At 60.2% G+C, this 20,763-nt stretch carries 17 protein-coding genes; 4 read left to right on the forward strand and 13 right to left on the reverse strand.

The genetic code is table 11. The features are described from left to right. Positions 1-30: 30 nt before the first annotated feature. From ACWR1S_RS09370 to ACWR1S_RS09430, 13 genes are all read right to left on the reverse strand, one after another. Entirely contained in the window at positions 31-981 is a 951-nt protein-coding gene (locus tag ACWR1S_RS09370) for a S66 peptidase family protein (protein ID WP_454563281.1), read from the reverse strand. Between the two features lie 172 nt (positions 982-1,153). After that, a complete protein-coding gene (gene lipA, locus ACWR1S_RS09375; RefSeq protein WP_161986515.1) occupies positions 1,154-2,152 on the reverse strand; it encodes a lipoyl synthase in 999 nt (332 codons plus the stop codon). Positions 2,153-2,177: 25 nt separating this feature from the next. After that, positions 2,178-2,825 (reverse strand): lipoyl(octanoyl) transferase LipB, encoded by a 648-nt coding sequence (gene lipB / locus ACWR1S_RS09380; protein WP_141126548.1) that lies wholly within the window; start codon positions 2,823-2,825, stop codon positions 2,178-2,180. Beyond that, positions 2,825-3,100: a DUF493 domain-containing protein gene (locus tag ACWR1S_RS09385; protein WP_039761816.1), complete on the reverse strand. Its 276-nt coding sequence runs from the start codon at positions 3,098-3,100 to the stop codon at positions 2,825-2,827. Before ACWR1S_RS09385 ends, lipB begins: the two co-directional genes overlap by 1 nt. A gap of 85 nt (positions 3,101-3,185) precedes the next feature. Beyond that, positions 3,186-4,343 carry a D-alanyl-D-alanine carboxypeptidase family protein gene (locus tag ACWR1S_RS09390; RefSeq protein ID WP_007909601.1) on the reverse strand — a complete coding sequence of 386 codons (1,158 nt, stop codon included), beginning with the start codon at positions 4,341-4,343 and terminating at the stop codon, positions 3,186-3,188. 187 nt (positions 4,344-4,530) lie between these two features. Then, positions 4,531-5,541, reverse strand: coding sequence for a septal ring lytic transglycosylase RlpA family protein (locus ACWR1S_RS09395; RefSeq protein ID WP_175553131.1), 1,011 nt, complete (start codon positions 5,539-5,541; stop codon positions 4,531-4,533). Then, complete coding sequence (gene mltB / locus ACWR1S_RS09400) at positions 5,541-6,551, reverse strand: lytic murein transglycosylase B (protein WP_454563282.1); 1,011 nt, start codon at positions 6,549-6,551, stop codon at positions 5,541-5,543. The genes ACWR1S_RS09395 and mltB overlap by 1 nt, the downstream gene beginning before the upstream one ends. Positions 6,552-6,568: 17 nt before the next feature. Beyond that, positions 6,569-7,672: a rod shape-determining protein RodA gene (rodA, locus tag ACWR1S_RS09405; RefSeq protein ID WP_454563333.1), complete on the reverse strand. Its 1,104-nt coding sequence runs from the start codon at positions 7,670-7,672 to the stop codon at positions 6,569-6,571. Between the two features lie 31 nt (positions 7,673-7,703). After that, on the reverse strand, positions 7,704-9,599 hold the full coding sequence (gene mrdA, locus ACWR1S_RS09410) for a penicillin-binding protein 2 (RefSeq protein WP_454563283.1): 1,896 nt from the start codon (positions 9,597-9,599) through the stop codon (positions 7,704-7,706). Positions 9,600-9,609: 10 nt separating this feature from the next. Beyond that, positions 9,610-10,077, reverse strand: coding sequence for a 23S rRNA (pseudouridine(1915)-N(3))-methyltransferase RlmH (gene rlmH, locus ACWR1S_RS09415; RefSeq protein ID WP_003185785.1), 468 nt, complete (start codon positions 10,075-10,077; stop codon positions 9,610-9,612). Positions 10,078-10,086: 9 nt separating this feature from the next. Then, a complete protein-coding gene (gene rsfS, locus ACWR1S_RS09420) occupies positions 10,087-10,581 on the reverse strand; it encodes a ribosome silencing factor (RefSeq protein ID WP_454563284.1) in 495 nt (164 codons plus the stop codon). Between the two features lie 72 nt (positions 10,582-10,653). Continuing rightward, positions 10,654-11,376: a nicotinate-nucleotide adenylyltransferase gene (gene nadD / locus ACWR1S_RS09425; RefSeq protein ID WP_454563285.1), complete on the reverse strand. Its 723-nt coding sequence runs from the start codon at positions 11,374-11,376 to the stop codon at positions 10,654-10,656. Further along, positions 11,345-12,616, reverse strand: coding sequence for a glutamate-5-semialdehyde dehydrogenase (locus tag ACWR1S_RS09430; RefSeq protein WP_454563286.1), 1,272 nt, complete (start codon positions 12,614-12,616; stop codon positions 11,345-11,347). The genes nadD and ACWR1S_RS09430 overlap by 32 nt, the downstream gene beginning before the upstream one ends. Positions 12,617-12,793: 177 nt before the next feature. On the opposite strand from ACWR1S_RS09430, the gene ACWR1S_RS09435 reads away from it, so the two are divergent. The 4 genes from ACWR1S_RS09435 to ACWR1S_RS09450 all read left to right on the forward strand — a co-directional run bounded on the left by ACWR1S_RS09435 (position 12,794) and on the right by ACWR1S_RS09450 (position 20,760). Then, on the forward strand, positions 12,794-13,489 hold the full coding sequence (locus ACWR1S_RS09435) for a DNA-3-methyladenine glycosylase (RefSeq protein ID WP_454563334.1): 696 nt from the start codon (positions 12,794-12,796) through the stop codon (positions 13,487-13,489). Between the two features lie 127 nt (positions 13,490-13,616). After that, the gene (locus tag ACWR1S_RS09440; protein WP_454563287.1) at positions 13,617-14,933 is read left to right on the forward strand and encodes a bifunctional DedA family/phosphatase PAP2 family protein; all 1,317 of its coding nucleotides are present in this window, start codon (positions 13,617-13,619) and stop codon (positions 14,931-14,933) included. Between the two features lie 317 nt (positions 14,934-15,250). Further along, entirely contained in the window at positions 15,251-17,224 is a 1,974-nt protein-coding gene (locus ACWR1S_RS09445) for a hypothetical protein (protein ID WP_454563288.1), read from the forward strand. Between the two features lie 53 nt (positions 17,225-17,277). Beyond that, positions 17,278-20,760 carry a calcium-binding protein gene (locus ACWR1S_RS09450; RefSeq protein ID WP_454563289.1) on the forward strand — a complete coding sequence of 1,161 codons (3,483 nt, stop codon included), beginning with the start codon at positions 17,278-17,280 and terminating at the stop codon, positions 20,758-20,760. Positions 20,761-20,763 lie beyond the last annotated feature (3 nt).

Consider the following 20,763-nt stretch of genomic DNA (forward strand, 5'->3'; position numbering starts at 1 on the left):
TCGCGAAGACTGACTACAGGCAGTAAACCTTCAGGCCTTGATCACGACATCCTGCTCCAGCATCAATTCCTGCTTCCCGGCATCCAGCCGCACCAGCGCGCCCATCGGCAGCGTCAGGTTCGGATCGCAATGCCCGCTACGCCACCCCGACAACACCGGAATCCGCAACGGCTCGAAAGTCTGCTTGAGCAAGCGGTTCAGCGCTGCGACATCCACGCCGGCAATATCCCCGACCAACACCCCACGCAACTTCGCCAACTTGCCAGCCAGACGCATCTGCGTCAGCAAGCGGTCGATGCGGTACAGCGGCTCGTTGATGTCCTCAATGAGCAGGATCACCCCTTCAACATCAATTTCATAAGGCGTGCCCAAGGTAGCGGCGATCATCGCCAGATTACCGCCGAGCAAGCGCCCGTGCGCGACACCAGGTTCGACGGTAGTCAACGGATAAGCCACCGGATGGCTAAACACACTTCCCGCCTTCAATTGCCCGCGCAGCATGGCAAAGAACGAAGTGACCGTCGGCGGCTCTTTGTCGCCCAACAGGTCAGCGTTGAGTAGCGGACCGTGAAAAGTCACGAATCCTGCGTATCGACTGATGGCCAGGTGCAGTGAGGTGATATCGCTGTAGCCGACGAAGGGCTTGGCGTTGCGGCTCAGCAGGTCATAGTCGATGCGATCCAGCAATCGCGGCGTACCGTAGCCGCCGCGCAGGCAAATGATCGCGTCGACCTCGGGATCAGCGAACGCCGCGTGCAGATCACGCAGGCGTACATCGTCACTGCCGGCCAGATAGCCGTCCTTTTCATAGACACCGGGAAACACCTTCAACCCATAACCCCGGGCGCGCATCCATTGCACTGCCTTATCGGTGTCCAGAGTTCCGGGGCCGGCAGGCGCAATGACGCCGATCAAACCTTCCGAGGGCAGTGCAGGCACGGCTCTGTGTGGGCAAAGAGTATGGGTCGGTCGAACGGTCATCCTTGGATCTCCCTGTGAGTCATGCACACACAGTAGTCAGGAACGGGGGCAAACAGAAGAGGGTCGGCCACGCCGCAGGTTGCGGGAAAAATCAGCAGCGAATGTAAGACGGGCAAAAAAATGCCCGCCGGGCGTTAAAACCTCGGCGGGCATTTTTTCATTCAGCGCCGGATCAGGAACCCAGCAGCTCCGCCTTGACCAGCTTGGCCTGCTCGTCCGCATGGTACGAAGAACGCACCAACGGGCCGGAAGCCACGTTCTTGAAGCCCATCTTGTAACCTTCTTCGGCGAACCAGGCGAAGGTGTCCGGGTGCACGAAGCGCTGCACCGGCAAGTGGCTGCGCGACGGTTGCAGGTACTGGCCGAGGGTCAGCATGTCGATGTCGTGTTCGCGCATGCGCTTCATGACTTCGATGACTTCTTCGTCGGTCTCGCCCAGACCCAGCATCAGGCCGGATTTGGTCGGGATGTGCGGCATCATCTGCTTGAAGCGTTGCAGCAGGGTCAGCGACCACTGGTAATCCGAACCCGGACGCGCAGCCTTGTACAGGCGCGGCACGGTTTCCAGGTTGTGGTTGAACACATCCGGCGGCTCGGCGGCGGTGATTTCCAGCGCGACGTCCATGCGGCCACGATAATCCGGAACCAGAGTCTCGAGTTGCACGTTCGGCGACAGCTTGCGGATTTCGCGGATGCAGTCGGCAAAGTGCTGGGCACCGCCGTCACGCAGGTCGTCGCGGTCAACCGAGGTGATCACCACGTACTTGAGCTTGAGGTCGGCGATGGCGATGGCCAGGCTTTCCGGCTCGTTGACGTCCAGTGGCTTCGGACGACCGTGGCCGACGTCGCAGAACGGGCAGCGACGGGTGCAGATGTCGCCCATGATCATGAAAGTCGCGGTGCCGCCGGAGAAGCACTCGCCGAGGTTCGGGCAGGACGCTTCTTCGCAAACGCTGTGCAGCTTGTGTTTGCGCAGCAGGCTCTTGATCCGGTCGACTTCCGGCGAAACCGGGATGCGCACACGAATCCAGTCAGGTTTCTTCGGCAGTTCGGTGGTCGGAATGATCTTTACCGGGATGCGTGCAACCTTCTCGGCGCCGCGCAGCTTGACGCCGGCTTCAACCTTGGGACGCGGGGCCGGGCGCTCGGTCACGTCGAGCGTCGGGATCATGGTTTGCACTGCATCAGTAGTCATATCAGTCGATTCCGCCCGTCAGGGTCGTCTGCTCAGCATAGTCGAGGTGTTTGACGAGCTGCGCGCGCAGCCGGGCACTTACCTCGGCAAATTCAATCGATCCTGCGTGTTCGCTCAGCTGGGTCATCGCCAGCCCGGCATAGCCGCAGGGATTAATCCGTCGAAACGGTTCCAGGTTCATATCCACGTTCAGGGCCAGGCCATGAAAGGAGCAACCGTGGCGAATCCGCAAACCCAGAGAAGCGATTTTCGCTCCGTCGACGTACACGCCGGGAGCATCTGGCTTGGCTGCAGCGGTTACGCCGTAGCTGGCCAGCAGTTCAATCAGGCAGAGCTCCATGCGGCTGACCAGATCACGCACGCCGAAACCCAGCTTGCGTACATCCAGCAGCAGATAGGCCACCAACTGGCCGGGGCCATGATAAGTCACCTGCCCGCCGCGATCGACCTGCACCACCGGGATATCCCCCGGCAGCAACAGGTGTTCGGCCTTGCCGGCCTGGCCCTGCGTAAACACCGGAGGGTGTTCGACGAGCCAGATTTCGTCGGCGGCATCGCTGCCGCGTTCGTTGGTAAACCGTTGCATGGCATGCCAGACCGGCTCGTACGCCATCTGGCCGAGCTCACGAAAGCCCAGCGTGCCCGGCATCACAACACCATGTGCACGAAGCCGGTCGCCCGCAGTTCGCTGTTGATGTTGTACAGCTGATCCTGATCGGTCGCGACGATGTGCAACTGAATCGTGGTGTATTTGCCGTTGGTGCTTTGACGCTCGTCGATGCGTTCATCATTGATGGTCGCGTGTTTCTTGACGATGTCGATGATCTTGTCTTTGTTGCCCACACCGGTATCGCTGATCACCTTAACGGGATAATCCGTGACAGGGAATTCGATCTTTGGCGCCTTTACTTCGGTATCGGTCATGGCGTAACGGCCTCTTGAGCGCAAGCCGTGATAACGCGCATGGCCCCGCACCGGATCGGGGCGGGGCCATGCAGGTCAACACAAATCAGTTGAACAAGCCGTAGAAGAATAGACGGATGCTATCCCACATGCGGCGGAAGATACCACCCTCCTCGACGCCATCCAGAGCGATCAGGTCAGCGCTGTGCACGACCTTGTCTTCCAGTTTGACTTCGACTTTACCGATCACGTCGCCCTTGGCGATTGGCGCGGTCAGTTGCGGGTTCATGGTCATGCTGGCAGCGAGCTTCTTCAGCTGGCCTTTTGGCAGGGTCATGGTCAGGTCTTCAGCCAGGCCGGCCTTGACTTGATTGGTGGTGCCTTTCCAGACCGGGGCCTGAGCCAGTTCGGTGCCCTTCTGATAGAAGGTCTGGGTTTCGAAGAAGCGGAAGCCGTAGGTCAGCAGCTTCTGGGTTTCAGCGGCGCGAGCCACTTCGCTGTTGGTGCCGAACACCACGGCGATCAGACGCTGGCCGTCACGTACAGCCGAAGACACCATGCAGTAGCCGGCTTCATCGGTGTGACCGGTTTTCAGACCGTCAACGGTCTTGTCGCGCCACAGCAGCAGGTTGCGGTTAGGCTGCTTGATGCCGTTCCAGAAGAACTCTTTCTGCGAGTAGATCGCGTAGTGAGCCGGGTCTTCGTGGATGATCGCACGGGCCAGGATCGCCATGTCGTGAGCCGACGAGTAGTGCTCAGGGTTTGGCAGACCGGTCGGGTTCATGAAGTGGGAATTGGTCATGCCCAGATCAGCCACAGTCTTGTTCATCAGGTCGGCGAACGCGTCTTCGCTGCCGGCGATGTGCTCGGACAGCGCCACGCTGGCGTCGTTGCCGGACTGGATGATGATGCCGTGCAGCAGGTCGCTGACAGTCACCTGCGAGCCGACCTTGATGAACATCCGCGAACCGCCGGTGCGCCAGGCGTTTTCGCTGACGGTCACCGGATCGTTTTCACCGATCTGGCCACGACGGATTTCCAGGGTCGCGATGTACGCGGTCATCAGCTTGGTCAGGCTGGCCGGTGGCAGACGCTGGTCGCCGTTGTTCTCGACCAGCACGTTGCCGCTGCTGGCATCCATCAGAACATAGGCTTTGGCAGCCAGTTGCGGTGGCGACGGCATCATCTCGGCCGCGAAGGCGGCTGGCGAGAGGAGCAGCGGGACTAGCAGACACAGGCGTTTGGCAAAGGTGGTGATGTTCATCCGTCTCTCGAAATCGCTAATGGAAACTGTCCTTGCGGACAAAATTTAATCAGATGACTTTCTAACGAGCCATCGCGTGTTCAGTTGCTCACTCCAGTCACCCTTGCCGGGCTTTTGTTCTTCGACGAGCCAACAACCTGGTTCACCCCCCAATACCGCAAGCGAACCGTCAATCAAGTTCTACGTATTACTCGGTGACCACACTTGGTGAACCAAGGTTGGCCAGGCGCACGCTGTTCTGCACCTGGGCAATTTCACCCGGCGAGCCGATCGGCCCCAGGCGAACCCGGTGCAGGGTCTGCTGATTGCGCACGATCGAGCTGATGAACACCGGAGCGCTCACCATCCCGCTGAGCTTCGACCTCAGGAGTTCTGCAGCGTCCGGGTTGGCGAACGCGCCCACCTGCAGATACTGGCCAGTTGCTGTTGCAGAAGCGTTTTTTTTTGCACTCATCGGCACGGGGACGGTGTCAGAGGCATGTTGCTGCGGTGGCGGCGTCCACTGCTCGACGGTGCCGGCCGAGGCCGTGATCACCGGCGCGCTGTTCTGCGCGACCTGCGGTTCGTTGAGCATCAGCGGTGCCGGACGCCCCTTGGCGGCCCAGTATTGCTGTGGATCGATGCCTTCAACCTTGACGCGCGCGGTGCCGGTTTCGGCGTAACCGAGTTTTTTCGCGGCGGCGTAGGACAAGTCGATGATGCGATCGGAATAGAACGGCCCACGGTCGTTGACGCGCAGGATCACCGTGCGGTTGTTGTCCAGGTTGGTCACCCGAACGTAACTTGGCAGTGGCAATGTCTTGTGGGCGGCACTCATGCCGTACAGGTCGTAGACCTCGCCGTTGGCGGTGTTCTGACCGTGAAACTTGGTGCCGTACCAGGACGCCGTGCCGGAAGCGACATAGGTCTTGGATTCCTGCAACGGGAAGTAGGTCTTGCCCAGTACGGTGTACGGGTTGGCCTTGTACGGACCGGTGTGCAGGGTTGGCGTGGCATCCGGGATGCGCGACACATCGACGTCCCACCAAGGGGCGCCGTCTTTGTGCGCGCGATTGATGTCCAGGCCCGGCTGCGCCCGCACGGCGGTATTGGTGGTTTTCTGAGTCGGCGAACGGCTGGTCGAACAACTGGCGACCAGCACCGCCAACGCAGCGAATGCCACCAGCTTCAGGGGTTTATTGTTAGGCAATGCCCGCATTACTTGACGCCCCGTGCTTGTACCAGCTGTTCAGACAGTTGATGTACGGCCATGGCGTACATCACGCTGCGGTTATAACGCGTGATCGCGTAGAAATTCTTCAGACCCATCCAGTATTCAGGGCCGTTCTCGCCTTCGAGGCGAAATGCAGTCACCGGCATATCATCGCGCAGCGCATCATGACTTGACCAGCCCAGCGCCCGCAACTCTCCAACGGTTTTCGTCGGCTCGATGCCGGTGGTCAGGCCTTCATCGACCTGCTCGCCACGGACATCGGCGCGGCTGACCACCGGCTCACCGGCGACCCAGCCGTGACGCTTGAAATAACTGGCGACGCTGCCGATCGCATCATCCGGGTTGTTCCAGATATTGATGTGGCCGTCACCGTCGAAATCCACCGCATACGCGCGAAAGCTGCTCGGCATGAACTGCGGCAGGCCCATGGCCCCGGCGTAAGAGCCTTTGAGGGTCAGTGGGTCGACCTGTTCTTCGCGCGCCAGCAACAGGAACTCACGCAGTTCCTTGCGGAAAAATTCGGCACGGGGAGGATAGTCGAAACCGAGCGTCGACAACGCATCGATCACCCGGTAATTGCCGGTATTACGTCCGAAAAAGGTTTCAACGCCGATGATCGACACGATGACTTGTGCCGGTACACCGTATTCCTGCTCAGCGCGGGCCAGCGTGGCCTCGTGTTGACGCCAGAAGTCCACACCGCGAGCGATGCGCGCGTCGGTGATGAACATCGGGCGATATTCTTTCCACTGTTTGACCCGCTCGGCAGGTTTTGAAATGGCGTCGAGAATCGCCTGTTTGCGTTGAGCCTCGCGGAACACCGCCATCAGTTGCTCACCGGCGAAACCATAGTCGCGGGTCATTTCACCGACGAACTCGGCCACCTGCGGCGAGCCTTCGTATTCGCCGGCCAGCGCTTCCTGCACGCTGCCCAGGAGGCCCATCAGGCCTACCAGCGGCGCGCATCGAGTCGCCCAGCCACGCATTACTTGCATTGAACTCTTCACCTTATTCAAACCTGTGCGATCCACTTGCGATGGGTATGGATCGACATCAAAACCCCAAACGCTGACAGCAGCGTCACCAGCGAAGTTCCTCCGTAGCTAATGAACGGCAACGGCACCCCTACGACCGGCAACAGGCCACTGACCATACCGATGTTGACGAAAACGTAAACAAAAAACGTCATGGTCAACGAACCGGCGAGCAATTTGCCAAACAACGTCTGTGCCTGAGCCGTGATCACCAGCCCCCGGCCGATCAACAACAGATAGATCAGCAGCAGCGCGCAAATGCCCACCAGGCCGAACTCTTCGCCGAGTACGGCAATGATGAAGTCAGTGTGGCTTTCCGGCAGGAAGTCCAGGTGCGACTGGGTGCCGAGCAGCCAGCCCTTGCCGAATACGCCGCCGGAACCGATCGCGGCTTTCGACTGAATGATGTTCCAGCCAGTGCCAAGCGGATCGCTTTCCGGGTCGAGAAAAGTCAGGATTCGCTGCTTCTGGTAGTCGTGCATGATGAAAAACCACATCGCCACCGACACCGGAATCGCCGCCGCCAGCACGCTGAGTATCCAGCGCCAGCGCAATCCGCCCATGAACAACACGAACGCACCGCCCGCCAGAATCAGCAGCGAAGTACCGAGGTCAGGCTGGCGCACGATCAACACAAACGGCACACCGATCAGCATCAGGCTGATGCCGACGTGTTTGAGCTGCGGCGGCAGTGTGCGTTTGGACAGATACCAGGCGATGGTCGCCGGCATCAGGATTTTCATGAATTCCGAAGGCTGGAAGCGGATCACCCCGGGGATGTTGATCCAGCGCGTCGCGCCCATGGCGTTGTGCCCCATGATGTCCACCACCATCAGCAGCACCACGCCGATCACATAGCCGAGCGGCACCCAACGGGCCATGAAACGCGGCTCGAACTGCGCGATAACGATCATCGACACCAGACCGATGCCGAACGAGGTGGCCTGTTTGGCCAACAGATCCCAGCTTTTGCCACTGGCCGAATACAGCACGAACAGGCTGCCGGCAGCGAGAATCAGCAACAGGATCAACAGCGGGCCATCGATATGCAGTCTTTGCAGCAACGTCGCACGGCGACGCATCACATCCTCGCTGGAGAGCATGCGATCAAAGTTATTCATCACGGGCCGTAGCCTCCGCACTGATTGGGCTGGCGTATTCGGCCTTCAAACGTCCGTCCTGATCGAGCAGCCAGGCGTCCATCACTTGGCGCACCACTGGCGCGGCAACGCCGGAGCCGGACTCACCGTTCTCGACCATCACCGATACGACGATGCGCGGGTCATCGGCCGGAGCGAAACCGACGAACAAGGCGTGGTCGCGGTGGCGCTCCTGAACCTTGGAGCGGTCGTACTTCTCGCCCTGCTTGATCGCCACGACCTGCGCCGTACCCGATTTGCCGGCGATACGATATTGCGCACCGATGGCCGCTTTGCGCGCGGTACCGCGAGCGCCGTGCATCACCTGCTGCATGCCGTGGTTGACCTTGGTCCAGTCCGACGGATCGCGCAGGACAATGTCCGGCATCGGATTCTCGTCCACCGGCTTCACCCCTTCGAGGGATTTGGCCAGGTGCGGACGATTCCAGACGCCTTTGTTGGCAACCAGCGCCGTGGCCTGGGCCAGCTGCAGCGGGGTCGATTGCATGTAGCCCTGGCCGATCCCGAGAATCAGGGTTTCGCCAGGGAACCACGCCTGTTTGCGCGTCGCCCGCTTCCACTCGCGGGACGGCATCAGGCCGGGGGATTCTTCGAACATGTCCAGCGAGACCTTCTGGCCGATGCCGAACTTGTTCATATACGTCGACAATCGATCAATGCCGAGCTTGTGCGCCAGGTCATAGAAGTAGGTGTCGTTGGAACGCATGATCGCCGTATCGAGGTCGACGAAACCGTCACCGGTGCGGTTCCAGTTACGGTATTTATGATCGTAGTTGGGCAGCATGTAGTAGCCAGGGTCGAACACCCGGCTCGATGCCGTCACTACGCCGGAATCAAGACCGGCAATCGCCACCGCCGGTTTGATCGTCGAGCCCGGCGGATAAAGACCGCGCAGCACACGATTGAACAGCGGTCGATCAATGGAATCCCGCAGCTCGGCATAAGCCTTGAAGCTGATGCCAGTGACGAACAGGTTCGGGTCGAAACTCGGCTGACTGACCATCGCCAGCACTTCACCGGTCTTCGGATCGAGCGCCACCACCGCGCCGCGACGGCCGCCCAACGCTGCCTCGGCCGCTTCCTGCAACTTGATGTCCAGGCTCAGAACGATGTCCTTGCCGGGAATCGGATCGGTGCGTTTGAGCACACGCAACACACGGCCACGGGCGTTGGTCTCGACTTCTTCGTAACCGACCTGACCGTGCAATTCCGGTTCGTAGAAACGCTCGATGCCGGTTTTGCCGATGTGATGGGTGCCGCTGTAGTTGACCGGATCGAGGCTCTTCAGCTCTTTCTCGTTGATCCGCCCCATGTACCCGACCGAGTGCGCAAAATGCGCGCCTTGCGGGTAGTGACGAACCAGTTGCGCGACCACTTCCACGCCGGGCAGGCGGAACTGGTTAACGGCGATGCGGGCGATCTGCTCTTCGCTCAGCTCGAACAGGATCGGCACCGGCTCGAACGGCCGACGCCCCTGGCGCATGCGCTTTTCGAAAATCACCCGGTCTTCGGGCGTCAGTTCCAGCACTTCGACGATGACGTCGAGCACTTGCTGCCAGTCGCCGGAGCGCTCGCGGGTCATGCTCAGGCTGAAGCTCGGACGGTTGTCCGCCACCACCACGCCATTACGGTCGAAAATCAGCCCGCGCGTCGGCGGAATCGGCTGTACGTGAACGCGATTGTTTTCCGAGAGCGTCGAGTGGTACTCGTACTGGATCACCTGCAAGTAATACAGCCGCGCGATCAGCACGCCGATCAACAGCATGATCGCAATGGCCCCGAACACGACGCGGCTACGCACCAGGCGTGCGTCCTTTTCGTGGTCCTTGATGCGGATCGGCTGAGACATGAGGGCTGGATTACTTGTGGTAAGGGTGACCGGACAACACGGTCCAGGCACGATACAACTGTTCGCCGATCAGGATCCGCACCAGCGGGTGCGGCAACGTCAGCGGCGACAACGACCAGCGCTGGTCGGCCCGGGCACAGACTTCCGGCGCCAGCCCTTCCGGGCCACCGACCATGAAGTTGACCGTGCGCGAATCCAGCCGCCAACGGTCGAGTTCGACCGCCAGCTGCTCGGTGCTCCAGGGTTTACCGTGGACTTCCAGCGTGACGATCCGCTCGTTCGGCCCGACCTTGGCCAGCATGGCTTCGCCTTCCTGGCGGATGAAACGGGCCACGTCGGCATTCTTGCCACGGGTATTGAGCGGTATTTCCACCAGTTCCAGCGCCAGCTCGGACGGAAGACGCTTGGCATATTCATGCCAGCCTTCTTCCACCCACTTGGGCATGCGTGAACCGACGGCGATCAGGCGCAGTCGCACAGCAATCCCTTACAGCTGGTCTTTGTTGAGCTTGGTGAAGTGCTCGTGGGTGTTTTCCGGGCTGTGGTGCTTGGCGTCGGCCGCACGGCTCTGCTCGGCACCGGCCCACAGGCGTTCCAGGTCGTAAAACTGGCGTGCCGAGGCAGTCATCATGTGCACGATCACCAGGTCCAGGTCGAGCAGCACCCAGTCGCTGTCGCCCTTGCCTTCTTCGCCCAGCGGCTTGGCGCCCTGCTTTTTGACTTCTTCGCGAACCTTGTCAAGCATCGCGTTGATCTGGCGGTTGGACGTACCGGTGGCGATGATCATGTAGTCAGTGATGCTCTGCTTTTCGCGAACATCAATGATCTGAATGTCTTGCGCCTTGACGTCTTCCAGGGCTGCAACGGCAAGTTTGACCAGCTCGTCGCCTTTGAGCGGCTCATTGGTGTTGACCGGCTCTGGCAGCGGGGCGCTCTTGAATGTGCCTTTGCGCTTTACTTTGGTTTGGTCTTTGTCAGTCATATAAAACTCGTTTTGCTCATATATTCGGCGGCTTGGCGATACGTGGATTCGTATCAGTGAAGCACGCCTTGCTCAGTTCGACGCACGGTACAGACCGTGCGCATCGATGTAGGCCAGGACCGCGTCGGGCACCAGGAAACGTACCGACTTACCGCTGGCCAGCAGTTGACGGATCTGGGTGGCGGAAACCGCGAGCGGTGTCTGCCAGACGAATGCAATCTGTCCGCTCGGCCCTTTCAGGGCCAGCGGGTCGCTCACCGAACGCGCTGCCAGCAGGTTGCGCAAGGCATCCGGCGGTTCGCTGTCGGCGTCCGGGCGCTGTAGCACCAGGATGTGGCAATGCTGGAGCAACTCTTCCCAGCGGTGCCAAGTGGGCAGGCCGCAAAATGCGTCCCAGCCCAAAAGCAGAAAAACCTGGGTTTCAGCGGGCATTTCGGCGCGCATCAACTCCAGGGTATCAATGGTGTAGGACGGTTTGTCCCGCTGCAGTTCGCGGGCATCCACCACCAGCGGCGGCACTCCGGCCACCGCGCACTCGACCATCGCCAAGCGGTCCTGCGCCGACACCTGCGGCGTATTGCGATGTGGCGGCCGTGCACTCGGCGTCAGGCGCAGCTCATCGAGTGCCAGCGCTTCGGCGACTTCCAGCCCACCGCGCAAATGGCCGATGTGCACCGGGTCGAATGTACCGCCCAGAACGCCAATGCGTCGCGGACGGGTTTCGTTGCCGGGCTGCGGCGCTGTCAGGTCGAGGTCGGACAAGTCAGACCGGCGCCTGGCCGCGCAACTGGCCATCACCGACCACGATGTACTTCTCGCAGGTCAGTCCTTCGAGGCCCACCGGGCCGCGGGCGTGCAGCTTATCAGTAGAAATGCCGATCTCGGCACCCAATCCGTATTCAAATCCATCGGCGAAGCAGGTCGGGGTATTGATCATCACCGACGCCGAGTCGACTTCCGCGACAAACCGACGGGTGTCGGCGAGGTGTTCGCTGACGATCGAGTCGGTGTGATGGGAGCCGTAATGGTTGATGTGTTCAATGGCCTGATCCAGCCCATCGACCACGCGAATCGACAGAATCGGCGCCAGATATTCGGTGCTCCAGTCGTCTTCGCTGGCAGCAACGGCCTCGATGATCGCCCGAGTGCGCTCGCAACCACGCAGTTCGACGCCTTTTTCGCGGAACTGGGCCGCCATCGACGGCAGGAAATCTTTCGCAACCGTTTGATCGACCAGCAAAGTCTCCATCGCACCGCAGATGCCGTAGCGATAAGTCTTGGCATTGAAAGCGATGCGCTGGGCTTTCGCCAGATCGGCGTGGGCACTGACGTAAACGTGGCAGATGCCGTCCAGATGCTTGATCACCGGCACCCGGGCATCGCGGCTGATGCGTTCGATCAGGCCACGGCCACCGCGCGGCACGATCACGTCGACGTACTCGGGCATGGTGATCATCGCGCCAACGGCGGCACGGTCGGTGGTTTCGACCACTTGCACCACGGCGGCGGGCAACTCGGCCTCGGCCAGACCTCGTTGAATGCACGCGGCAATCGCCCGGTTGGAATGAATCGCTTCGGAGCCACCGCGCAGGATGGTCGCGTTGCCGGACTTCAAGCACAGGCTGGCGGCATCGATGGTCACGTTGGGACGGGACTCGTAAATGATCCCGATCACGCCCAGCGGCACGCGCATCTTGCCAACCTGAATCCCCGACGGACGGAAGCTCATGTCGCGGATCGCACCGACCGGGTCCGGCAGTGCAGCGACCTGACGCAAACCGACGATCATGCCGTCGATGCGCGCCGGGGTCAGTTCCAGACGCTCCAGCAGTGCCGGCTCCAGACCATTGGCGCGACCGGCTGCCAGATCCTGCTCATTGGCGGCGGCAAGCTCGGCGCGCGCGGCGTCCAGGGCATTGGCAGCAGCCTGCAAGGCGCGGTTTTTCTGCGCGGTGCTGGCACGGCCGATGACCCGGGAGGCTTCGCGGGCGGCGCGACCCAATCGGGTCATGTAGTCAAGAACGGACTCAGTCATGGTCTGCTGGGGTCTTGGCAAAGAGGAAAGCGGCAGATTATAGCTGTCGCGTCCCGGGACTAACAGCGGTGACGGGCGGATGGTCAAAATGAACGCTGATTCGCCGGCGTTCAGGCCCAATTAAGCCGGGCGTTGTTATCATCACGACCTCTTGAGCCTGGATAAACCTTGCCTGCCATGTCCAACCTGACCGTTCGCCACCGTGCCGAACGCCTGCCGCTGGGGCTGCCGGACGCCTTTTTCGACCGAGATGCGCAAGTGCTGGCGCAGGATCTGCTCGGCAAAGTCATCCGCCACCGAGTCGGCGATCTATGGCTGAGCGCGCGAATCATCGAAACCGAAGCCTATTACTGCGCCGAAAAAGGCAGCCACGCGTCCCTCGGCTACACGGAAAAACGTAAGGCTTTGTTTCTGGATGGCGGGCACATCTATATGTACTACGCCCGTGGCGGTGATTCGCTGAACTTCAGCGCGCAAGGGCCGGGCAATGCGGTATTGATCAAATCCGCCTATCCGTGGGTGGATGAAATCAGCGGGCCGGCGAGCCTGGCGCAAATGCTGTTGAACAACCCTGATGCCCAGGGACGTGCGCGTCCTTCGCAAAAGCTTTGCGCCGGGCAAACGTTACTGTGCAAAGCGCTGGGACTGAAGGTGCCAGTGTGGGACGCGAAACGTTTCGATCATGAAGTCCTTTTGGTAGAGGACACCGGGCCGGCGCCATCGCACATCATTCAAACCACACGCCTGGGCATTCCCCATGGCCGCGATGAACACCTGATGTACCGTTTTGTCGACTCAGCCTATGCGCAATGGTGCACGCGGAACCCGCTGCGACGCGGTCAGGTCGAAGGCCGGGATTATTTTCTGCTGTAAACACAAACCTGTGCAGACGCTGCGCAAGGCTGCGATTTTTTGACTTTGTTTTAAGCATCAAGATCAAAAGATCGCAGCCTTGGGGAGCCCCTGCATAGGGATCATCAATGGTTTGGAGTTTTTCTGTATGGGCCCATGGCTCGATAGCGTGACCGGGTGGCTGGCAGCCAATCCACAATGGCTGGCTGCTGCGGTGTTCATTGTTGCCATGGTGGAGTGCCTGGCGATTGCCGGTTTGATCGTGCCGGGCACCGTGCTGCTGTTTGCCATCGCCGTTCTGGCCGGCAGCGGCGCACTGTCGCTGAGCGAAACCCTGTTGCTGGGGTTTCTCGGCGGGATTCTTGGCGATGCCGTTTCGTATTTGCTCGGCCGTCACTTCCACCAGAACATCCGTCGTCTGCCGGGGTTGCGTCATCATCCGGAATGGATGGCGGGCGCCGAGTCCTACTTCCAGCGGTACGGCATCGCCAGCCTGCTGGTCGGCCGTTTCATCGGCCCGCTGCGACCGATGCTGCCAATGGTTGCCGGCATGTGCGACATGCCCTTCCCGCGTTTCGCCGCTGTCAGCCTGTTGGCCGCCGCTGGCTGGAGCCTGGCCTATCTGTTGCCTGGATGGGCCACGGGAGCGGCGTTCCGACTGCCGCTGCCCGAAGGATTCTGGCTCGAAGCCGGAATTGTCGCTGCCAGCATCGCCGTGATGGTCGGCCTGAGCGTCAACAGCAGTCTGCGCCGTCACCGCCGCGCAACGATCTGGATCAGCAGCATGAGCCTGTTGATTCTGATCGGCCTGTTCATTGGCTATCCCTATTTGACCGCGCTCGATCAAGGCGTGATGACGCTGGTGCAGGAACATCGCCAGCCGGTTCTGGACGAAGTTGCGGTGACGCTGACGCTGATTGGCGAATTCCGCAACATGCTGATGTTCAGCGCGCTGCTCGTGGCCCTGCTGTTAGTGTGCCGCCAATGGCGCCAAGCACTGTTCGCGGTGGGTACGCTGCTGGTCACCGCGCTGGCCAACACGGGGACCAAATACTTCTTCGCCCGGGTGCGCCCGGAAGTGCTGACCGATCCGCTGACAACGTTCAGCATGCCCAGCGGTCACGCGTCGGGCTCCTTTGCGCTGTTCCTGACGCTGGCCGTACTCGCCGGCCGTGGTCAGCCGCCACGCATGCGCCTGACCTGGCTGCTGATCGGCTGCATCCCTGCTCTGGCCATCGCTCTGTCGCGGGTCTATCTGGGCGCGCACTGGCCGACCGATGTATTGGCCGGTGCGATGCTCGCCTGTTGCGTCTGCGCGGCCAGCCTGTGGCTGAGCCAGCGCTCAACGCCACTCAAGCCCATGCCATTCAAAGTGTGGTGGTTGATCTTGCCGGCCATGGTGGCGATGTTCGCCTTCTTTGTGCTTCGGCACTTGCCTCACACGCTCTTGCGCTATGCCTATTAATTAAAAGCTAACAACCCTTAATGCCTCCACGCTGCTCTTTTAGGAAGTTTCCGACGAGAGCAGCGCTATTACCTCACTCCAACTTTCTCTTCCACGGTAACTTTTCCTTAGTTACCCGATGAAAAAACCCCGTTCAATACGCCCTAAAAATCCAAGTTACACATTTAACGTAACGCAAGGTACTCACTGCTTTCACTCATCTGAAAAACCATTAGATTGACTCGCTCACCCTTCAACTTAATGACTGATCATCAAAAACCCTAAAACAGTTTTACAGACTTTCGGGGATTTATTGATCAGTTGATTTCGAGTCAGTCATGAGTCCGAAAATACCGCGTAAACGTCCATATTCCACACTTCAACCATCAGACCCGACCAGCAGCCCCGACACACCGCTCACCACCGGAGCGGCCGCCGGCTATCGGCTGCCCGGTTTGCCTGATTACGCAACGCCGCTGCCGCCCGGCAGCGCCCGCACGGGAGCGGATACGCCCCAGACACCCGCCGTGGTTATCCGCGACATGCCAACGCAAAGCCAGACCATGGCCGCCGGGGCGCTGGACAATTACTGGCTGAACGAAAACTTTTTGCGCGGGATGAAACCGGCGGACGATGACGGTATTCGCTGGATCGTCGGGCGTCGATTCGCCGACGTCGAATGGCAAGGCAGCCTGCACACGACCCATGTCGACCTTGATGCGTCCGGCGTCTACCGCGGCAAACTGCTGACCGAACGCCAGCCTTCCGGCCCGCGTCTGTACAAGAATGACGGCCGGCCGACCTGGCGCCTGACCGAACAGCCCAGCGAGCCGTCCGCCAAACGACCTCGCCCGGCGCGCCTGCCGACCTATATTGATCACAGCCACTACACCGTCTCGCCACGTTCGCCGGATTCCCAGGGCTATTACGAGTTCACCTCAACTCGTAATACCCACCAGTCCGACATCCGCTTTGCATTCAAGGATAGCTCCGCCAACTGGTTCGAAGTTGATCCCCCCGTCGCAGGATTCGGTGCAGAACCCGCGCACTTGAAACACTGGACCGATCAGGAGATTTGGCAGCTGTACGATATTAAAGGCGTGGACATCCCACGATTCCGCGCCGAGGCACACGCCATCGGCAAAGCCCCGCCCTGGGTCGAATCCGTTTCCACCGGCAATCCGGCCAAAGACCTTGCGAACGATGCCTTGCGCTGGCTGCACCCGGACATGCCCCTCAAACAACGCAAGACATTACTGCAGTCCTACAATCTGCTGCCCAGTCAATTGCTGCGCCTGCAGCATGAGATGACCAGCGGGCAAGGTTTCCCACAGTGGGCTCAGGCGCATAAACGCCTGACTGAAGAGGTCAACAATCCCCGGCGCCTCGAGCAGTGGAGCCAGACCGCCGTCGAGGACCTCAACCTCAAACGCGATGCCCGGCATGACTGGTACAGCCCCGAGGCCAGCCTGACTCGCGAAGTGCGCGAAGCACTGCTGAACAAACTCGGCTACCTGCGCAACCAGAACAATTGCCTGTACCGCACGGATGTTCCGGCGCTGTTTCGCGGTGATGAACGCACGCCCTTCGAACTTGCCAAGGACGGCTTCATGCTACCGCGCTATCACCACAGGCCCGGCGCCACGACGCACAAGCCGATGAGCGCTACCTTCAGCCTCAAAGAAGCGAAGCAGTATGCCAGCGCCCCTGATCCTGAGTACTTGCGCTTCAACCGTCAGACCAACAAATACCCGGGACGCGAAAGGCACGAGTCGTCCTCGGACAGTGACGCCAGTGACACCGACAGCATCGCCTCTTCCGATTGGTCCGACCCGGACACTTCGGTCCCTTGGAATCACCAACGAAATTACAAACGCACCCGCGAAAAGCAAAACGAGATGTTTCTGTACGTGCTGGATACCCGCCACCTGGAAGTGGTCCCTCACGAAGAAAACATGAGCTTCAACTCAGCAGCCCGCGACACACCGCCGACCTGGTTTCCATCGGATGATTTCGAAGGGCTGATTTCAGTCACTCGCAGCGGCCTGGATTCCGATCGCATCTGGCTGTTGAACTCCTCCCTGACCAAAGCGGTGCAGATTGACCACCTCCGGGAGCAGGCCGGCGCAAGCGCCAAGCGCATCAAAGCCGCCACCCATGCAGGACACCGCAACAAATTCGAATACGACCAATTGATCGACCAGGCCGAGACCGCAGGCAAGCCCGTGCTCAGGCTGTCGGGTAACGGCGATGAATTTGCCGACGACATCACTTGGCCGGACGCGCAAACGCCGACGATTCAGAACGCGTAAAAAACCGGTACGGACACCGCGATTAACACGCCCATCATTAAAGGATTAATGACATGTCAAAAATGATTACCCCACCCCTGCAGCTGTCCAGCGTCAGCCCCATTCAGGTCACCCCCGTCAGCGCTTCGGCCAACCCCCATGCACCGCAAGCCGGAATGCTCAACAGTGCGCCCCCCACCGATCAAGCTGCCGACGCGTCCTGGCGGCGTACGCTGAAATCCCTCGACAAGCATTTCGGTCCTTTGCGCATCGGCGAAGTGATGGCCAGCCGGGTCGAACTGCAGGCCATGGGTGCGACTGTCCATGGTGAGGCCATCAGCCCGGCGAATGCCGGCATGCAGCGAGCGGATCAAGGCTTTATCGACGGCCTCAACTTCGATGCCGACAAGGTGCAGGCACGCTTGAAATCGGTGGACATCGCCGACAGCGGCGTGGCGGCCATGTTGTTCTATGAAATCGCCTGCAAGCGTTCCGTGGATGCCGCGCCGCTGTTCGTCGCCGACACCGCCATCGACCCCGGCAGCGCGATGGATCGCCTGAATCAACTGGGCAAGGCTGCGCAAAAACTGGATATCCATCGTGTCGACGCGCTGGACAACGCGCCGGGCTGGATCAGCAAAAACAAAAGCTATCTGATGAGCGGCGCCGGCGTGGGTATGCAAGCGTTCGGCATTTACAGCGGCTATAAAGCCATGATCGATGCGATCAAGGCAGGCGACACGCTGGAAGCGGTTTTTCAGGGGGGGTCCATCGCTGCCGAGTTCGGGTCGTTGATCCTTGAGCGGGGGCTGACCAAAACCGGTGAAGCCATGCTCAGAAATGGCGGCACCGCACTGAAGTATTTCCCGCTGACCTCGGTCGGCAAATACATGAGCCGGGGTGCCGGGATCTTCGCCAGCGCAATCACCCTGCCCTTCGACATCGCCGACGCGGTCAAATCATTCAATGCCGCCGCGGCATCGCAGGGTAAAGTGGCCCAGGATCATTATGTCAGCGGTGGCTTGAGCGTCGCGGGTGCGAGCATCAGCCTGGTACTGGGTGTTGCAGCGCTGGCGGGGTTCGGCAGCACCGCAGGCCCTGTCGGTCTCGTCGCCGCCGGGTTGCTCATCGCCGCCTCGATCATCTATCAAGCCGCCCGGGTAGTGGACGACATCGATGATTACATTGAGCTGACCTTCCACGAACGCCTGCGCTCCGGCTGGTTTGCCTTCACCGGTAAGGAACTGGACAAGGAGGTGATGGATCGCTTCAAGCTCTCCAAGGGCTACCACGATTACCAGAAACAGCTCGACGTGTCGGCCAAGGACATGCTGGAAGGCGCGTACAAGCACTCGATCGAACACGTGATCAACGGCGCGTTCCGGGTTGAACTCAAAACCGTGGAGCTCTGGCGTTACCAATGGGATGAAAGTGCCGGCGAGCAGCCTTTCAAACTCGACAGTCAGGCAGCCATCGTCGAGGGCGACGACGTAATCGATGCCGGCAACGGCCTGCCCGCCGGCCTCAAGGGCAAAGTATCCGGCAGTGCCGGTGACGATAAAGGCGTGTTCTGGCGCCTGGGCGGCGGCAATGACCGGGTCATCGGTGTCGGCAACAAGCCCAATCTGTTCACCTACCGCGACGATCACAAGGCGCTGACCGGGGGCGACAAGAACGATGCGTTTTATCAGGACGTCACCGAAAAAGAACTGAACCGCACGGGCAAACCGGCCCACCTCAGCGTACTCGATGGCGGCGCCGGTTCCGACACTCTGGCCTTCGAAGGCAGTCGCCCGATCAGCGATACACGAAACATCGGCCATGACATCAATTTGCACAGCGGCAAACTGGCCCTGCGTGGCCTTGATCCCGCCGTCGCTGCCATTGACGTCGCGCAGCTCACGTCGATCGAAAACGTTTCGACACTGCGCAGAGGCACCAGCCGGGTTACCGGCAACGCCGAGGCCAACCGGATTACCGCCAACGGCTACGACCGCATCTACGCCGACGCCGGCGACGACACGATTGCCATTTACGGACTCGACTGCCGGGTGGAGGGTGGCAGTGGCGCGGACCGCTATTACATCGCGAACAGCAATGCGCGCACGACCCTCGTCGAGGACGGTGAGCAGTCAAGCCTGATCGAATTCGACTGGCCGGCGGACATTATTCAGCGCTGGCAGGTCATAGGCACTTCGCTGGTGGTCAGCTCCCTGCGCGGCAAGGACGGTGACGACCCCGAGCATGAGTTGACCGTCGAAAATGTCTATCAGTGGATCGACGGCAAACGCCAACTGAAGAACGATCAGTTCAGGTTCAGAACCCAGGATGGCTATGAGCTGCTGGCTCAGCTGCCGAGGCAGTTGGACGATGCGTCGACTCACACCATCGAACCCGCAGTAACCGTGATTGGCCAGCCCGCCCCCGCCGTACACATCATCAACGGTGGCACTGTCGAGATTGCGGAAGAGGGTATGAAGCGACATTACGTCTCACGCACGGATCGTCCGGTGGCGTTTGTTGCGCGGCGCAATACAGCCGAAACATCGCGCTCGGTTTTTCTGGCATTCAACGACGCCGACATTGTCGATGTCCTGCTCACTTATGAGGTGGAGGTGCGCAAAGGTGTCTCGGGCACTACTCATCTGTACTACCGGGACATCAACTTGTCTGTGCTGCTGCCATCGAAAGTGCTGACCTTCAAGGGCGTCGTTCAACCCATTACGGCGGCCACCGGTTACAGCGGCAGAAACAGCCTGAAAGTCACGACGCCACGTCTGGTGCAAGACGTGGTGTTGATCCTGCAGGATCAGGTTTCGTACCGGCTGCAAGTTCCGCAGATGGACTATGAGGACGATGCAAAAAATCCCGGCACTCGCGTGCGCAGCACCCGCAGTTTCCTCAAGCGACGCAATGGCAGTTATCGCTTTGTCAGGCCGCTGGCAAGCGTCAAGCCGGCGCTGACCGCACAGCCCAGCCGGATCACCATTGAAGCCGGATCGCATACTGGCATTTATGTGCTTGAGGGCCAGAGTTCGACCTATGACGTGCACCTGGCCAGCAACTCGATCGTTCGCCTCTCGACACCCGGCGCCACGGCAAAAACCGCCGACGCCTCCATCTGGAATCTGTATACCCGCGCTTTGAAAGAACAGGTCGTGCGCGAAGATATTCAGCTGGAAGGCAACCGCCTGCACATTGCCAGCGTGACCATCGAACTGCCCGAAATCGACGATGACGCCCCGGTGGAATCCATCAGCGTCGTGACGTCAGCGGGCAACGTTTATGAAGTCTCCCTGCTATTTGAAGTGCTTCAGTTGTACGTCATCGATGCCCGTGGTTATGCCAGTGTCGACGCATTGGTGGCCGACCTTGATCGGCACCTGCAGCGCAACGAACTGGCGGCGAAAGTTCATGTCACGAACATTGGTTTCGCCCCCGGGAAATCCGGCACGGTGTTTTACAACACGGTGAGAAAGTACTGGGGCATCGACAGTGACCCTGTGGCGCGACTCAAACCGCAAGATCTTCAGATCTTGCCCGCCGCCAAAACCTGAACG

It is taken from the genome of Pseudomonas sp. AIG (genome assembly GCF_977020205.1).

Excerpts from the sequence above, each read along its gene's own strand:
- ACWR1S_RS09385 (WP_039761816.1), bottom strand. The coding sequence starts at position 3,100 with ATGACCGATACCGAAGTAAAGGCGCCAAAGATCGAATTCCCTGTCACG.
- nadD (WP_454563285.1), bottom strand. The coding sequence starts at position 11,376 with ATGGCCAGTTGCGCGGCCAGGCGCCGGTCTGACTTGTCCGACCTCGAC.
- ACWR1S_RS09390 (WP_007909601.1), bottom strand. The coding sequence starts at position 4,343 with ATGAACATCACCACCTTTGCCAAACGCCTGTGTCTGCTAGTCCCGCTG.
- ACWR1S_RS09395 (WP_175553131.1), bottom strand. The coding sequence starts at position 5,541 with ATGCGGGCATTGCCTAACAATAAACCCCTGAAGCTGGTGGCATTCGCT.
- ACWR1S_RS09450 (WP_454563289.1), top strand. The coding sequence starts at position 17,278 with ATGTCAAAAATGATTACCCCACCCCTGCAGCTGTCCAGCGTCAGCCCC.
- mltB (WP_454563282.1), bottom strand. The coding sequence starts at position 6,551 with ATGCAAGTAATGCGTGGCTGGGCGACTCGATGCGCGCCGCTGGTAGGC.
- ACWR1S_RS09440 (WP_454563287.1), top strand. The coding sequence starts at position 13,617 with ATGGGCCCATGGCTCGATAGCGTGACCGGGTGGCTGGCAGCCAATCCA.
- lipA (WP_161986515.1), bottom strand. The coding sequence starts at position 2,152 with ATGATCCCGACGCTCGACGTGACCGAGCGCCCGGCCCCGCGTCCCAAG.
- rsfS (WP_454563284.1), bottom strand. The coding sequence starts at position 10,581 with ATGACTGACAAAGACCAAACCAAAGTAAAGCGCAAAGGCACATTCAAG.
- ACWR1S_RS09370 (WP_454563281.1), bottom strand. The coding sequence starts at position 981 with ATGACCGTTCGACCGACCCATACTCTTTGCCCACACAGAGCCGTGCCT.
- mrdA (WP_454563283.1), bottom strand. The coding sequence starts at position 9,599 with ATGTCTCAGCCGATCCGCATCAAGGACCACGAAAAGGACGCACGCCTG.
- ACWR1S_RS09435 (WP_454563334.1), top strand. The coding sequence starts at position 12,794 with ATGTCCAACCTGACCGTTCGCCACCGTGCCGAACGCCTGCCGCTGGGG.
- ACWR1S_RS09445 (WP_454563288.1), top strand. The coding sequence starts at position 15,251 with ATGAGTCCGAAAATACCGCGTAAACGTCCATATTCCACACTTCAACCA.
- rodA (WP_454563333.1), bottom strand. The coding sequence starts at position 7,672 with ATGCGTCGCCGTGCGACGTTGCTGCAAAGACTGCATATCGATGGCCCG.
- lipB (WP_141126548.1), bottom strand. The coding sequence starts at position 2,825 with ATGCCGGGCACGCTGGGCTTTCGTGAGCTCGGCCAGATGGCGTACGAG.
- ACWR1S_RS09430 (WP_454563286.1), bottom strand. The coding sequence starts at position 12,616 with ATGACTGAGTCCGTTCTTGACTACATGACCCGATTGGGTCGCGCCGCC.